Origin of the sequence: Pseudotabrizicola sp. (assembly GCF_030684215.1) — a bacterium.
Classification (GTDB): domain Bacteria; phylum Pseudomonadota; class Alphaproteobacteria; order Rhodobacterales; family Rhodobacteraceae; genus Pseudotabrizicola.
Map to the genome: position 1 here is coordinate 12,111 of NZ_JAUXOV010000036.1, position 12,983 is coordinate 25,093.

15 protein-coding genes are annotated in these 12,983 nt (G+C 60.4%); 5 read left to right on the top strand and 10 right to left on the bottom strand.

From position 1 onward, the window contains the following. From Q8K08_RS05345 to Q8K08_RS05355, 3 genes are read right to left on the bottom strand one after another with little or no spacing between them, the layout of a single operon-like run. Window positions 1–798 carry a CbbQ/NirQ/NorQ/GpvN family protein gene (locus tag Q8K08_RS05345; protein ID WP_305249403.1) on the bottom strand — a complete coding sequence of 266 codons (798 nt, stop codon included), beginning with the start codon at window positions 796–798 and terminating at the stop codon, window positions 1–3. Then, window positions 795–2,141 carry a cbb3-type cytochrome c oxidase subunit I gene (locus Q8K08_RS05350; RefSeq protein WP_305249404.1) on the bottom strand — a complete coding sequence of 449 codons (1,347 nt, stop codon included), beginning with the start codon at window positions 2,139–2,141 and terminating at the stop codon, window positions 795–797. Before Q8K08_RS05350 ends, Q8K08_RS05345 begins: the two co-directional genes overlap by 4 nt. Before the next feature lie 9 nt (window positions 2,142–2,150). Beyond that, window positions 2,151–2,603 (bottom strand): cytochrome c, encoded by a 453-nt coding sequence (locus Q8K08_RS05355; protein ID WP_305249405.1) that lies wholly within the window; start codon window positions 2,601–2,603, stop codon window positions 2,151–2,153. A 138-nt stretch (window positions 2,604–2,741) separates the two neighbouring features. On the opposite strand from Q8K08_RS05355, the gene Q8K08_RS05360 reads away from it, so the two are divergent. The 3 genes from Q8K08_RS05360 to Q8K08_RS05370 all read left to right on the top strand — a co-directional run bounded on the left by Q8K08_RS05360 (window position 2,742) and on the right by Q8K08_RS05370 (window position 4,523). After that, complete coding sequence (locus Q8K08_RS05360; protein WP_305249406.1) at window positions 2,742–2,951, top strand: DUF1858 domain-containing protein; 210 nt, start codon at window positions 2,742–2,744, stop codon at window positions 2,949–2,951. A gap of 77 nt (window positions 2,952–3,028) precedes the next feature. Further along, window positions 3,029–4,237, top strand: a complete 1,209-nt coding sequence (locus Q8K08_RS05365) for an NnrS family protein (protein ID WP_305249407.1) — start codon at window positions 3,029–3,031, stop codon at window positions 4,235–4,237. 4 nt (window positions 4,238–4,241) lie between these two features. Then, on the top strand, window positions 4,242–4,523 hold the full coding sequence (locus Q8K08_RS05370; protein ID WP_305249408.1) for a DUF6522 family protein: 282 nt from the start codon (window positions 4,242–4,244) through the stop codon (window positions 4,521–4,523). On the opposite strand, the gene Q8K08_RS05375 is transcribed toward Q8K08_RS05370, so the two are convergent. Then, the gene (locus tag Q8K08_RS05375; RefSeq protein WP_305249409.1) at window positions 4,504–5,199 is read right to left on the bottom strand and encodes a Crp/Fnr family transcriptional regulator; all 696 of its coding nucleotides are present in this window, start codon (window positions 5,197–5,199) and stop codon (window positions 4,504–4,506) included. The genes Q8K08_RS05370 and Q8K08_RS05375 overlap by 20 nt on opposite strands. Before the next feature lie 100 nt (window positions 5,200–5,299). On the opposite strand from Q8K08_RS05375, the gene Q8K08_RS05380 reads away from it, so the two are divergent. Further along, complete coding sequence (locus Q8K08_RS05380) at window positions 5,300–5,734, top strand: pseudoazurin (RefSeq protein ID WP_304800198.1); 435 nt, start codon at window positions 5,300–5,302, stop codon at window positions 5,732–5,734. 90 nt (window positions 5,735–5,824) lie between these two features. Here the strand turns inward: Q8K08_RS05380 and Q8K08_RS05385 are convergent, their stop codons facing one another. Together Q8K08_RS05385 and nirK are read right to left on the bottom strand one after the other, a co-directional pair. Beyond that, a complete protein-coding gene (locus tag Q8K08_RS05385) occupies window positions 5,825–6,634 on the bottom strand; it encodes an SUMF1/EgtB/PvdO family nonheme iron enzyme (RefSeq protein ID WP_305249410.1) in 810 nt (269 codons plus the stop codon). A 66-nt stretch (window positions 6,635–6,700) separates the two neighbouring features. After that, window positions 6,701–7,852, bottom strand: coding sequence for a copper-containing nitrite reductase (gene nirK, locus Q8K08_RS05390; protein WP_305249411.1), 1,152 nt, complete (start codon window positions 7,850–7,852; stop codon window positions 6,701–6,703). A 417-nt stretch (window positions 7,853–8,269) separates the two neighbouring features. Here nirK and Q8K08_RS05395 point away from each other — a divergent pair, with 417 nt between their 5' ends. Continuing rightward, window positions 8,270–9,244 (top strand): DUF3179 domain-containing protein, encoded by a 975-nt coding sequence (locus tag Q8K08_RS05395; RefSeq protein WP_305249412.1) that lies wholly within the window; start codon window positions 8,270–8,272, stop codon window positions 9,242–9,244. 139 nt (window positions 9,245–9,383) lie between these two features. On the opposite strand, the gene phnE (Q8K08_RS05400) is transcribed toward Q8K08_RS05395, so the two are convergent. The 4 genes from phnE (Q8K08_RS05400) to phnD form a co-directional block, all read right to left on the bottom strand. Next, entirely contained in the window at window positions 9,384–10,187 is an 804-nt protein-coding gene (gene phnE, locus Q8K08_RS05400; protein ID WP_304797567.1) for a phosphonate ABC transporter, permease protein PhnE, read from the bottom strand. Next, on the bottom strand, window positions 10,184–10,984 hold the full coding sequence (gene phnE, locus Q8K08_RS05405) for a phosphonate ABC transporter, permease protein PhnE (protein WP_304797569.1): 801 nt from the start codon (window positions 10,982–10,984) through the stop codon (window positions 10,184–10,186). The genes phnE (Q8K08_RS05400) and phnE (Q8K08_RS05405) overlap by 4 nt, the downstream gene beginning before the upstream one ends. Next, window positions 10,981–11,802, bottom strand: a complete 822-nt coding sequence (gene phnC / locus Q8K08_RS05410; protein ID WP_304797571.1) for a phosphonate ABC transporter ATP-binding protein — start codon at window positions 11,800–11,802, stop codon at window positions 10,981–10,983. The genes phnE (Q8K08_RS05405) and phnC overlap by 4 nt, the downstream gene beginning before the upstream one ends. 69 nt (window positions 11,803–11,871) lie before the next feature. Beyond that, window positions 11,872–12,816: a phosphate/phosphite/phosphonate ABC transporter substrate-binding protein gene (phnD, locus tag Q8K08_RS05415; protein ID WP_305249413.1), complete on the bottom strand. Its 945-nt coding sequence runs from the start codon at window positions 12,814–12,816 to the stop codon at window positions 11,872–11,874. Window positions 12,817–12,983: the final 167 nt, after the last annotated feature.

The following is a 12,983-nucleotide window of genomic DNA, read 5'->3' on the forward strand; positions in this document are numbered from 1 at the left end:
TTAGCCATACACCGATGCGATGACGTCACGCAGGGCTTGGGCGACATCAGGCTCATCTGTCAGGGGTTCCACCACTGCCGCTTGCAGTGCGCGTTCGATCGGCATTCCTCCGGCGATCAGGCTGGCGGCATAGATCAGCAGGCGGGTGGATACGCCTTCCTCCAGATCCATGCCCGACAGCGTGCGGATATGCCCGGCCAGCCGCACCAACGGGGCCACCCGGCCCGCATCCAGCCCGCTTTCGCGCGCCACGACGGCGGTTTCGGTGGCGGGATCGGGAAAGCCAAAGGTGATCGACAGGAACCGCTGCCGGGTCGATGGCTTCAGCCGTTTCAGGATGTTCTGATAGCCGGGATTGTAGCTGGCAACCAGCAAGAAGCCCGCAGGGGCCACCAGTTCTTCGCCCGTGCGGTCGATCATCAGGGTGCGGCGGTTGTCGGTCAGCGGGTGCAGCACCACCGTCACATCCTTGCGCGCCTCGATCACCTCATCCAGATAGCAGATAGCCCCCTCCCGTACCGCGCGGGTCAGCGGGCCATCGACCCATTCTGTCGCCCCACCGCGCAACAGATAGCGACCGATCAGGTCGGCCGCCGACAGGTCGTCATGGCAGGCAACGGTGTAGAGCGGGCGGCCCAACCGGGCCGCCATATGTTCCACAAACCGTGTCTTGCCGCACCCCGTAGGCCCCTTCAGAAGAAGGGGCAGACCGTTGGCATGGGCGGCCTCGAACAAGGCCACCTCATGTGCAACAGCGCGGTAGAACGGCACTGTCAGATTGGGGGAAAGCGCGTTCATGCGGCCTCTCCTGTTGCGGTGCTGTTTTGCGCAATCACCTCACGCCGGACAACAAGCTGGCTGTAAATGAACAGGATTGCCCCCATAACCACCGCAATGCCCGCACCAAAGCGCATCACATAGAACAGGCCCAGCTGGTCCTGCACATCCATGTAATAATCGCCGACGATGCGCTGCATATGGGTCTGGATCGTGCCGGCAAAGGTTAGCACAAAGGTCATGAACGCCATGCCACCCGTCATCAGCCAGAACGACACCATATTCATCACCTGATTATAAGGCGCACGCCCACGCAGCAGTGGCATTGCATAGGTGATGATCGCAAGGTTCATCGCGACATAGGCACCAAAGAACGCAAGATGCCCGTGAGCCGCCGTGATCTGGGTGCCGTGGGTATAGAAGTTCACGCCGTGAAAGGTATGCAAAAAGCCCCAGACACCTGCGCCAAAGAAGGCCACCGTGGCAGAACCCAGCGCCCAAAGCAGCGCCGCTTTGTTCGGATGGGTGCGCCGCCCCTTCCAGACCATGATGAAGGCAAATGACATCATTGCAAAGAACGGCACCACTTCAAACGCCGAGAAGATTGAACCCGTCCACTGCCAGTATTCCGGCAGGCCGATCCAGTAAAAGTGGTGACCGGTGCCAAGGATGCCCGAGAACAGTGCAGTGGCCACGATGACATAAAGCCACTTTTCCACCACCTCGCGGTCAACGCCGGTCAGCTTCAGCATCAGAAAGGCGAGGATCGCGGCCATCACCAATTCCCATGTGCCCTCAACCCACAGATGGACTACGAACCACCAATACATCTTGTCGAGGCTAAGGTTGTCGGGGTTGATAAAGGCAAAGATCCACAGCAGCGACAACAGCCACAACCCGGTCAGCAAAACGCCGGTGATTGCTGTCTTGCGCCCCGCCAGCACTGTCATCGAGATGTTCAAAAGGAAGATCACTGCCGCGACAAGGATGCCGAACTTGACCCACAGCGGTTGTTCAAGAAACTCACGCCCGCCGTGGATACCGACAAGGTAGCTGCCGACCGCCCCAAGGGTGCCGACGACAAGGATGATCAGTTGCAGATAGGCCAGCTTGACCGACCAGATTTCGCGCTCGGATTCCTCTGGCACAAGAAAATAGGCCGCTCCAAAGAACCCCAGCAGCAGCCAGACGATCAGCGCATTGGTGTGAATCATGCGGATAATGTTGAAGGGAAGCAGCTCTGACAGCGTGTTGGGCGAGATATAGATCCACCCCGCCAGCAATCCGCCCAGCACCTGAATGCCGAACAGGCCCATAGCGACTAGGAAATAGGCGTAAGCCACTTTTTGTGTTTGATATTTCATGGTTTTCTCCTAGCCCGCATCCGTGGGCGGCCAGCCTTGGGTGTCTGTTTGATCGGCCCAGCGCAGGAACTCTGCCAAGGCGCGCATCTCTTCAGGGGTGATCTTGAACAGCGGCATCTGACGCCGCCCCTCGATGCCGCTGGGTTGAGCAGACATCCAGCCATCCAACGTCTGAAACGCATCTTCTCGGTCGTCCATCACGCCCCAGCGGGTCATCACATTACCCAACTCGGGCGCGAAATACGCACCTTCGCCATGCAGGGTGTGGCAGTTGATGCAGCTGTGGCGCTCCCAGACATGTTTGCCAAGGATCACCTCGGGCGACAGTGGCATTCCGGCGGTCGAGACGTTCACCACATAGCGGTGGGAATGGATGGTCATGACAATGAACACGATGATGAAAAACAGCGATCCACCGTAAAAGATGTTCCTCGCCCGTGATTTCGTAAGGATCTCTGACATTGGGTCGGTCCTGGCGATTGTTGCGGATCAGCTTGTCTTACGCAGACAAGCACTGGTGGACGTTGTTCCAGCACAACGACGCAAGCTGTTGGCGCGGGCAGGTTAAGGGAACGGCACTCCAGCCGAAGCGGAGGCACCATGTGCGGCCCAAGGATGGACGATCCCGATCTGCCGCTGGGCCTGCTGTTTTCCCATTGGCCTGCAGCTGCGAGCGTTTTTCTGTCGCATCGGATGGTCTGCTTTGGCTGTCCGATTGCACCGTTTCACACGGTGATCGACGCCTGTGCGGAATACGGGCTGAATGAGGCGACATTCCGCGCCGAATTGCGTGCGGCTGTTGGCGGGTGACAGGGTCCGTGCTTTGCGCGGCCGTGCGGTGCAGGTGGCCCTGTCGGGCCTATCAAGCAAATACAAAGGCCTGAGTGATGTCTGATCCAATCCTGCCGCCCTATACGGGCCTTGCCCTTTTCAGCTATGGCTTTCGGCCGCTTTTCCTTTTGGCGGGTGCTTTCGCGGCATTGGTGGTGCCGCTTTGGATGGGGGTCTGGTCAGGCAACGTTGTGCTTGACGGCCCGTTTTCCACGCTCGACTGGCACATCCATGAGATGCTGTTTGGCTACACCTCTGCCGTGATCGCCGGGTTCTTGTTCACAGCCATCCCGAACTGGACAGGGCGGATGCCAACGCGCGGCTGGCCCTTGATGGGGCTGACAGCACTGTGGCTTGCCGGACGGCTGGCGGTGGCCGGGCTGATTGCGCTGGGACCGGTCGGGGTGATGGTGGTCGACAGCGCCTTTATGGTGGCGATCGGTGCGATGGTCACGACTCAGATCGTGGCGGGGCGGAACTGGAGCAATCTTAAAATCGTCGTGCCGGTGCTGCTATATTTGGCCGCCAATATCACCTTTCATCTTGAAGCGATGGCGGCGGGCCAGGCCGATTTGGGCCGCAGACTGGGGTTTGCCATGGTCGCACTGCTGATCTTGCTGATCGGTGGGAGGATCATTCCCAGCTTCACCCGCAACTGGTTGGCCAAGCGCGGGCCGGGGGCGTTGCCAGAGCCGTTCGGGTGGTTTGATGCGGGCAGTCTGGGGCTGTCGGCTGTGGTGTTGATCAGTTGGGTGATCTGGCCCCAAACCGTGATAGTCGGTGGCTGCCTGATGCTGACCGGGGCGCTGCAACTCAGTCGTCTGGTGCGGTGGCGTGGGTGGCGGGTCTGGTCAGAGCCGCTGTTGGGGATGCTGCATCTGGCCTTTGCCTTTGTGTCCGTCGGACTGTTCGCCATAGGGCTGACATCAGTTGGTATTCTGCCAGCCGCGACCGGGTTGCATCTTCTGGGTATCGGCGGTGTCGGGGGGATGACGCTTGCGGTGATGATGCGGGCGTCACTGGGCCACACGGGGCGCGCGACAAAGGCCGGGGTGGCGGTGTCTCTGGCCTTTGGCGCTGTGGCATTGGCGGCGTTGGTTCGGGTGCTGGTGCCTGCCACTATCGGGGTGTGGATCGCGGCGGCGTTCTGGACGTTTGGCTTTGCGCTGTTCCTGTGGCACTTTGCACCGATCCTTGCGCAGCCCAACCCTGCCCGCCGCAAACCCACGACGGCACCACCTTCAACCGCGCCCAGCACAGAGTAACCCCTTGGCCAGCATCACGTTTGAACACGGCACCATCAACATTGATCCTGCGATCGTGGCAAAGGGGTTGCGCCTCGATGCCGAGGCGCTGCGCGACCATCTGCGCAGCGGCACCGTGACCAGCCTGTGCGAAAAGGGCGAGGCTGAAGACGAGGGCAGGTTCCGGCTGACGTTTTTCTCACCGACCCGGCGGTTAAGGCTGGTGGTGGATGCAACAGGGGCCATCCTGACCACCTCGACCGCTGATTACAGCCGCAAGGATGCGCCTAAGATACAGCCCCGCTGAGTTCGACCAGACGATGCGGTGCGGTGACCGTGATCTTGCGCCGCTCTGATGCGACGATGCCGTCGCGCTCCCAGCCTGACAGCAGGCGGCTGACGGTGTGAAGCGTGGTGCCGGTCATATCGGACAGGTTTTGCCGGGTGATTGGCAGGCCAATCTCGATCCCGCTCTCTACCTTGTGGCCGGTTTGGGTGATCAGCCGCAAGATCGCGCAGGCCACCCGCTGTTCCACCTGCTGAGTTGCCAGCTCGACAATCCGGTTGTTCATCTCGCCCACGCGTTCGCCAACAACCTTGTAGGTTTCAGTCGCAAAGCCTTCATATCGTTTGGTAAACTGTGCCCACATTCGGTTGGGCCAGGCCAGCGTAAGGCAATCATCCGCCGTCATGGCCGTCGCGGGATAGGTCGTGCGGCCCAGCGCCGCGCCGATCCCGAACAACTGGCCGGGCGCAATGTGCAGGGCGATGATCTGATCACCCCCTGGTGTGGTTCGGATCACCCGGATATGGCCATCCATCAGTAGAAAAAACCGTTCTACCGCCATGCCTTCACTGAACACTGCAATCCCCGGATCGAAGCGCAAAGGCGTTGCTGCATCCAGAATCTCGCGGATTTGCGGACGGGACAGTCGACGAAATGGCGGCAGGTTGGTCAGCAGGCTTTCGTCCAGTTTCTTCAAAACAAAGCCTCCGATGTTGTGACAGCACAACGAGCCGCAGCGAAGGTTAGCCTAGAACCGGAGCAAGACCAATCGCTTCCGTTCTCAGAAAGGACACCCGATGTTCCCGAAACTGATCGCCGCCAGCCTTGCCGCTCTGCTGCTGGCCCCCGCTGCCCGAGCGGAAAACTTTGACGTGCTGATGCTTAACAAGGGTGCCGAAGGCGCAATGGTCTATGAGCCTGCCTTTGTGAAGGCCGCTGTCGGCGACACCATCACCTTTATTTCCACCGACAAGGGCCATAACGCCGAAGACATCAAGGGCATGCTGCCCGAAGGGGTTGAGGCATTCAAAAGCAAGATGGGTGAGGATTACGTCCTGACCCTGACCGCGGAGGGGCTCTATGGCGTGAAATGCACCCCGCATTACAGCATGGGCATGGTTGCGCTGATTCAGGCCGGAGCCCCGGTCAATCAGGCTACGGCGACGGCTGTGGTGCTGAAGGGCAAGGCCAAGACCCGGTTTGAGCCGTTGTTTGCGCAGGTCGCCGAATAAGTCGCCCGGCAATCAATCGCACATGGCAAAAAGGGCGGCCCCGGTGATGGGACCGCCCTTTCTTCTTTGGGCCATGTTCAGCCTGTTCCGTCAGTCCGCGCCATCCCGCACCAGCCGAAAGCCCAGATAGTCGGGCGGCACCCCGGCTGCGCACCCCCCTGACCGCGCATCACGGATGAAGTCGATCACAAAGGCCCGGTGTTTGCCCTGAACAGCCCTCACCCCGCAATAGTCTGATTGGGTCAGGATCGCGGCACCGTCCGGCGTCAGCGTCCCATTCCGAAAGCAGGTTCCTGTCCATTCCCAGATGTTGCCAGCCACGTCGGCCAGCCCGACCGTATTGACACCGAAATGCCCAAGAGGATGCGCCACAAGGTCTGCTTCGCCGCGCAACGACACCTCGCGCTGATAGCTTGCGATCCAGCGACGTGAGGGATCAGCGCCGTTGGCAGCGTCAGAAAACCCGTCCTCACTGCCCCGTTCTGCTGCCGCACGCAGCCATTCGGCATCGGTAGGCAGACGCCAGTTCTGCCCGGTGCGTGCCGAGAGCCACGCAGCATAGGCCGTGGCATCGCTGTGGTTGATCCCGGTCTGGGCATAATCTGTCCGCCCTGCGGATGGCACGGTTGGGCAGGCATCGTCAGTCGCGCAAAGCGCATAATCTGCCTCGCTGACGTGATGTTTCATAATTTGCAGGGCGGTGGCGTCCTGTGGTTTCTTTGGCGCATCGACGATCCGTGTTCCTTGCCGGAATTCGCCCGCTGGCCTGTAAGTCTGGCGCGCGGCGGCGAGGTGTATGATTTCCGGCCCTTCGATTGAAAGGCTCTGATCCGGCCAAAGCCCTGCGGCAGCGCCCAAAGCGACCACGACGAGTGACGCAATTGCTATCCGACGTTTCACGACTGCCCTCCGATCAAAAAGGGCGGCCCCGATGCCGGGGCCGCCCACAAGTCTGCGATGTCTCTGTTATGGCAGGGCAGAGCGGCCTTCGTGTGCCACGTCGTATTCGACCGGGGCCACCACCTGTTCCATCAGGTCATTGTTCCAGTCGCCGCCGACAATCACATGCGCCGTGGCCCCCAGATTGACCGCCTCGATCAGGTTGTGATTGACGTATGCGTAAACACCCGGCTGCAAGAAGGTATACAGTGCCGCCCCTGCCGATCCGCCCCGGATGAACCATGTTTCCAGATCGCGTTCCGGTGCGTTGTTGAACTTGCCGGTTTCCCAGACCAGATCGCCATGCCCGCCGATCAGATGCGGGCGGGTGTCGCGGTTGGCCTGGCTGTGGATGAACAGCACAGCCTCCCCCTGTTCCGCCGTCAGGGCTTTGTCACCAGTCAGCGCGCCCACACGGCCGTTGAAGACCACATGCGACGGGATCAGACCATTCATCACCGCAAGCGTATCGGAATAGCTCTCCCCAGCGTCGGCAAAGCGCATGTAGTCCCCGTCTTCCCCGCGCGGAATGTAGAAATCGTTCTCGCCAATGTAGTAAACCCGGTCGTAGGATACCGGCTGGCCAAGATGGTCTTTCAGCCCGTCGCGCGGCAGCACCATGATGGCACCCGACATGCCCGACACCACATGCCAAGGGATCATCGGGCCACCTGGAGCGCAGTGGTAGACAAACACCCCCGGTCGTGTGGCCTTGAACCGCAGCACCGCCTTTTCGCCGGGGTTCACCAGTGTCAGCGACCCACCCCCAAGCGCGCCGGTGGCGGCGTGGAAATCGATGTTGTGCTGCATCATGTTTTCGGGCGGGTTGAACAGCGTCAGTTCAACATAGTCGCCCTCATGCACCACCATCAGCGGGCCGGGAACCGAGCCATTGAAGGTCATCGCCTGTATCCAGGCGTCTTCGTCCACCTGCATTTCCTTCTCGATGATCTTCATCTCGAATTCGACGATCTGTGGGCCAACCGTTGCCACCTGTTCATGTGGATGCACGAAGGGCGGGGCGACCAGCTTAACCTTGCGGCGAGTCATGGCCGACAGATCGACCGGGGCGGCGCCAGAGGTGTCCATTACCTCCTCCGCCGCGACGGACGTTTTGAGGACATAGGGCGAGGCGGCAACCAGTGCGGCCCCCATAAGTGCAGCGCGTCTGGTCAGCATGATGTTTCCTTTCAAGGGCAGGTCGTTTCCCGAAATCTATCCTGCTGCTCAAGGGCCATCGTTGTGCCGCAACAACGTTTTGGATGGTCCGTGGGCTGTTTGCCATGAATTCGGGCACGCGGGCAGAAAGCGATGAAGCGCATATGCTGCGAAAGCTCAGGGATGCGATGCGGAACCGATCCGCGTGGCATTCAATACCCACAGTGCGGTTGGGGGTGTCAGCCTTGTCGGAAAGCCCGGTGGACGCAGACAAAGACTTTTTTGAACAGCATTTCGGCACGGCACGGCACGGCACGGCACGGCACTGCGCGACGCCTGACGCAGCCGTGTTTTGATCGCGGATCTTTGACATGCTAAGTTTTAAATCGGGGTTTGGGTTCAGTGCCCCTCATTGTTTTTCGCTGAAAGGTGGCTGCGGTGTTTCATTTTCGTCCCTTGGCCGCCTTTGTGATAATATGCGCGCTGTCGTCTGGCGCCGTCCATTCAGACCCCGCTCAGTGGCGTGCTGAATGGCCCGACACCGATTTCAGCCGCAGCACCATCAATTTTGCCGAAGTCATCTCGGGCGGGCCGCCCAAGGATGGCATTCCGGCGCTGGATGGCGCGTCGTTCATCCCCGTTGCAGCCGAAACCCGGCTTGACGACCGTGAGCCGGTCATGACCTACGAACATCCGGGCGAGGCTCCGCGCGCTTGGCCGATCCGCTATCTGATGTGGCATGAGATCGTGAATGATCAGGTTGGCGGCGTGCCGATCGTTGTCACCTTCTGCCCCTTGTGCAACACCGGCATTATCTTTGACGCAAGGATCGAGGGTGTGGCGCACAGCTTTGGCGTCTCGGGCAAGCTGCGGTTTTCCGACATGATCATGTATGATCGCCAGACCCAAAGCTGGTGGCAACAGGCGCTGGGCGATGGGATTGTCGGCCAGCATACCGGAGCGACCCTGACACAGCTTCCCGGCTGGATGGAAAGCTGGTCGGCGTTTCGCGACCGCAATCCGAACGGGCTGGTGATGGACGAGCCGGACTGGCGCCGCAACTATGGGGCCAACCCCTATGTCAGCTATGACAGTTCTATCCGGCCGTTTCTGTTTGAGGGCGATATGCCACCGCATGATATTGCGCCGCTGATGCGGGTCGTGCGCGTGGGCGACCGGGCTTGGCCGCTGGACCGGCTGCGCGCAGCAGGCACACTGACCGAAGCGGGCGTCACGCTGTCCTGGGTCAAAGGGCAGGCATCGGCGCTGGATACCGCGCGCATCGGCGACGGGGCCGAAGTTGGCAATATCCGGGTCCGCGACGCCGCCGGGCGCGATTTGGTGCATGACATTCCCTTTGCCTTTGCGTTCCACGCCTTCTTTCCCACGGGCACTTGGATGCTGGGTCAGTAAAAGGCAGCGGTGCCGCGCTGATACAAGAAAACCGCCACCCCAGCGCCGCGTCGATTGCCGCATGGATGACCCGCCTGCTCAAGCCGTTCTGCGGAGGATCTGTCGCGGCTAACGCTTCTTGGCCCCCGGTTTTGCGGGGTCAAATGATCGCGCCGCGCACCTTTGCCGACACCCATTCTGACAGCACCACAGTGGCAAGGATCACAAGCAAAATCATTGTCACCTGCGGCCAGGCCAGCGTGTTGAGCGATGCTTGCAGCTTCAACCCCAACCCGCCTGCGCCCACCAGCCCAAGGATGGCGCTTTCGCGGATGTTGATGTCCCAGCGAAACACCGTGATGCCCCAGAACGCGGGCATGATCTGCGGCACGATGGCGTAGTTCAGCACTTGCGTCGGGCTGGCTCCGGTGGCCGTCACTGCCTCGATCTGGCGGATATCGGTTTCTTCGATCGCCTCATACAGCAGCTTGCCGATAAACCCGATGGACCGCAGGCCAATGGCGATGATCCCGGCCAGCAGCCCGGGTCCAAGGATCGCCACCAGCAAAAGCGCCCAGATCAGCGAGTTGATAGACCGCGACGCCACGATGATGAACAGCGCGATGGGTCGCAGGATCAGCACCGAAGGCGAGGTGTTGCGCGCCGCCAGAAACGCCACCGGCACCGCCAAAATCACCCCCAGCAGCGTGCCCAGCGTCGCCATGTTCAGCGTGTCCCAAAGCGGCTTCATCAGTTCGGGCAGATAGGACAGGCGCGGCGGAAACATTCGGTTGCCAATATCGGCGGCCTGTCGCGGCGCGTCCCAGATGAACATCCAGATCGTGTTGGCCGTCATCACCTGCCAGCAATAGACAAACAGCGCCACAAGGCAAAGCCAGCCAAACCACAGGGCAAGGCGCGCGCGCGGGCTGCGATGCGCCCATGTATGCGGAAAATCAGTCATTGCAGGAACTTCCGCAGGTAAGATGAGGAATACTCCGCCACCATCACGATGGCGATGATCACCAGCAGGATTGCCCCCGCACTGTCATATTCATAGCGGTCAATTGCGGTGTTCAGCGTGGCACCAATGCCGCCCGCCCCAACGATCCCGATCACGGCACTTTCGCGAAAGTTGATATCCAGCCGGTACAGCGACAACCCGATCAGGCGCGGCATCACCTGTGGCTGCACCGCATAATGCACCAACTGCAACCAGCTTGCCCCCGTCGCGCGGATTGCTTCGGCCTGTGCCTCATCAATATCTTCAATGTCTTCGGCCAACAGCTTGGCGATAAAGCCGATGGTCGCAAAGCTCAGCGTCAGGAACCCGGCAAAGGGGCCAAAACCAAACATGGCCACCAGAAAGATCGCGATGATGATCTCTTGCAACGACCGGCTGACCGCGATGATGCTGCGACAGATGTAATAGACCCAAGCCGGGGCAAGATTGCGCGCAGCCCCAATGCCGATGGGCACCGAAATCGCCACGCCCACCACCGTTGAGGTCAGGGTCATGGTCAGGCTCTCGATCAGCCCGTTCGAGATGTCTTTCCAGCGCGAGGTGAAATCAGGTTGCAAAAACCCGTTGATGAACCGCAGGCCGCGCGCGCCGCCTTCCATGATCCGCTGCCAGTTCAGATCGACGCTGCCCACGCCGATCACCAGATAGGCAATCACCGCCACGGTCAGCACAATGCGCCAGCGCCGGTCGGTCACGATCTGCGGCGGACGCCGCCAAGTGGTGGGGTAACTGGTCATGCGCTGATCATCGCCAGACTCGCCACAGCTTCGGCTTCGGCCACCTGATCGGCCTCGCCATCCTTGCGCATCGCAGTCCAGTCTTCAGCGCCGTAAATCGTCGTTAGCACGGTTTCGGTCAAATCCTCGGGCGGGCCGTCAAACACCACACTCCCAGCCCGCAAGCCAATGATCCGCTGCATGAATTGCTGGGCCAGCGGCACATCGTGAATGTTCACAATGGCAGGCAGGCCGCGTTCGGCACAAATCTCGATCAACAGGCGCATGATCTGGCGGCTGGTCTTGGGGTCAAGGCTGGCGGTGGGTTCGTCCACCAACAGCAGTTCGGGTTCTTGTGACAGCGCGCGCGCAATGCCCACCCTTTGCCGCTGGCCGCCCGACAACGCATCGGCGCGTTTGTCGGCGTGTTCCATCAGGCCCACACGGTCCAGCAGGCGATACGCCCGCTCGATATCGCCGGCCGGAAAGCGGCGCGTAAAGCTTTGCCAGAACGACACGTAGCCCAGTCGCCCCGACAGCACGTTTTCCATCACCGTCAAACGCTCTACCAGCGCATATTCCTGAAATATCATGCCAATCCGCCTCCGTTCCCGCCGCAGCGTGCGGGGGCCAAGACCAGACAATTCGCGGCCCGACAGAATGATCTTGCCGCTGCTGGGTTCCACCAGTCGGTTGATGCAGCGGATCAGCGTCGATTTGCCCGCCCCCGACGGCCCGATCAGCCCGACAACCTGTCCCTTGGGCACGGTCAGGCTGACGTCGGACAACGCCTTGTCGCCGGTCTTGTAGGTTTTGGTCAGTGCAGCAAGTTCAAGCATCATGCATCCTGTCGGCAAAAAGCCACATGCGGGCGGAATCGCCGCCCGCATGTGGTTGTTTTCTTTAGGTTACTGGCAGGTGTATTGCACGCCCATCGCAGCGTCGATCTCGCGCACCACGGTCCAGTTGTCCTTGAACGTGATCGGGATGAACTGCGACTCGCCCGACTTGCCAAACTCGGCCTCAAGGCTGGTTCCGGCCCAGTCAAAGCTGAAGAACCCGTCGCGGATCTTGTCTTGCAACTCTGGTGTCAGGTTGTGGGCGACGCCGTATCCGGTGGTCGGGAAGGTGTCGGATTTGTAAATGCTGACCACCTGATCGGCTTTGATCACATCGCGCTCGATCATCCGGGTCATCACCGAATTGGCGATGGCTGCGGCATCATAGTCCTTGTTCGCCACGCCCAGGATCGAGTTGTCATGCGCGCCCGAAAACGCCGGGGTGAAATCGGCGCCAGCGGCCATGTTATAGGTCGATGCCAGCAAGGCCGACGGTGCCTTGAACCCCGAATTTGAGGTCTCGGCCGTAAAGGCCATCGTGCGGCCCTTGATGTCTTCCACCTTTTCAATGCCTGAGCCCGGATAGGTGATGAATTCCATCTCATAGCCAAAGCTGCCATCGGCTGCGGCCATCATGGCAAACGGGCGGAACCCGGCGCAGGCTACGGCCAGAGGGTTTGACCCGGTGTTGAAACCCGAGATATGCAGACGGCCTGCACGCATGGCTTCGATCTGGGCGGCGTTGCTGTTGATCGGGAAGAACTGCACTTTTTTGCCGGTGGTGGCTTCCATATGGCTGATGAAATCGGCCCAGGCTTCGGCATAAACCGCCGGATCTTCCACGGGCGTATAAGCAAAGATCAGCGTGTCAGGATCGACCAAAGCGGCAGGATCAGTCGGAATGTCAGCGATCATGTCGCCGTCGGCGTCGATATAACGGGCATCCAGCGTGAACTCGGCATGGGCAGCAGTGGCAACAACTAGCGCTGCTGCGGACAGGAGCAGAGACTTCATGACAATCTTCCTTTTTTAGCGTGTTCAGCTCTTCGATAGGGGGTTGGCGTAACATTTTAATGAAATCGGCATCACGGATCCATGAAACGGCACGTCCCATAGACGCTGCCCCAAGGCATCGGCGTCGCGCCCGACGGTGTTTTCTGGCTGTCATATGAATGTTGCGT

Excerpts from the sequence above, each read along its gene's own strand:
- phnD (WP_305249413.1), bottom strand. The coding sequence starts at position 12,816 with ATGAAGTCTCTGCTCCTGTCCGCAGCAGCGCTAGTTGTTGCCACTGCT.
- Q8K08_RS05380 (WP_304800198.1), top strand. The coding sequence starts at position 5,300 with ATGTTCCCGAAACTGATCGCCGCCAGCCTTGCCGCTCTGCTGCTGGCC.
- Q8K08_RS05350 (WP_305249404.1), bottom strand. The coding sequence starts at position 2,141 with ATGAAATATCAAACACAAAAAGTGGCTTACGCCTATTTCCTAGTCGCT.
- nirK (WP_305249411.1), bottom strand. The coding sequence starts at position 7,852 with ATGCTGACCAGACGCGCTGCACTTATGGGGGCCGCACTGGTTGCCGCC.
- Q8K08_RS05355 (WP_305249405.1), bottom strand. The coding sequence starts at position 2,603 with ATGTCAGAGATCCTTACGAAATCACGGGCGAGGAACATCTTTTACGGT.
- phnC (WP_304797571.1), bottom strand. The coding sequence starts at position 11,802 with ATGCTTGAACTTGCTGCACTGACCAAAACCTACAAGACCGGCGACAAG.
- Q8K08_RS05360 (WP_305249406.1), top strand. The coding sequence starts at position 2,742 with ATGTGCGGCCCAAGGATGGACGATCCCGATCTGCCGCTGGGCCTGCTG.
- phnE (WP_304797567.1), bottom strand. The coding sequence starts at position 10,187 with ATGACTGATTTTCCGCATACATGGGCGCATCGCAGCCCGCGCGCGCGC.
- phnE (WP_304797569.1), bottom strand. The coding sequence starts at position 10,984 with ATGACCAGTTACCCCACCACTTGGCGGCGTCCGCCGCAGATCGTGACC.
- Q8K08_RS05365 (WP_305249407.1), top strand. The coding sequence starts at position 3,029 with ATGTCTGATCCAATCCTGCCGCCCTATACGGGCCTTGCCCTTTTCAGC.
- Q8K08_RS05345 (WP_305249403.1), bottom strand. The coding sequence starts at position 798 with ATGAACGCGCTTTCCCCCAATCTGACAGTGCCGTTCTACCGCGCTGTT.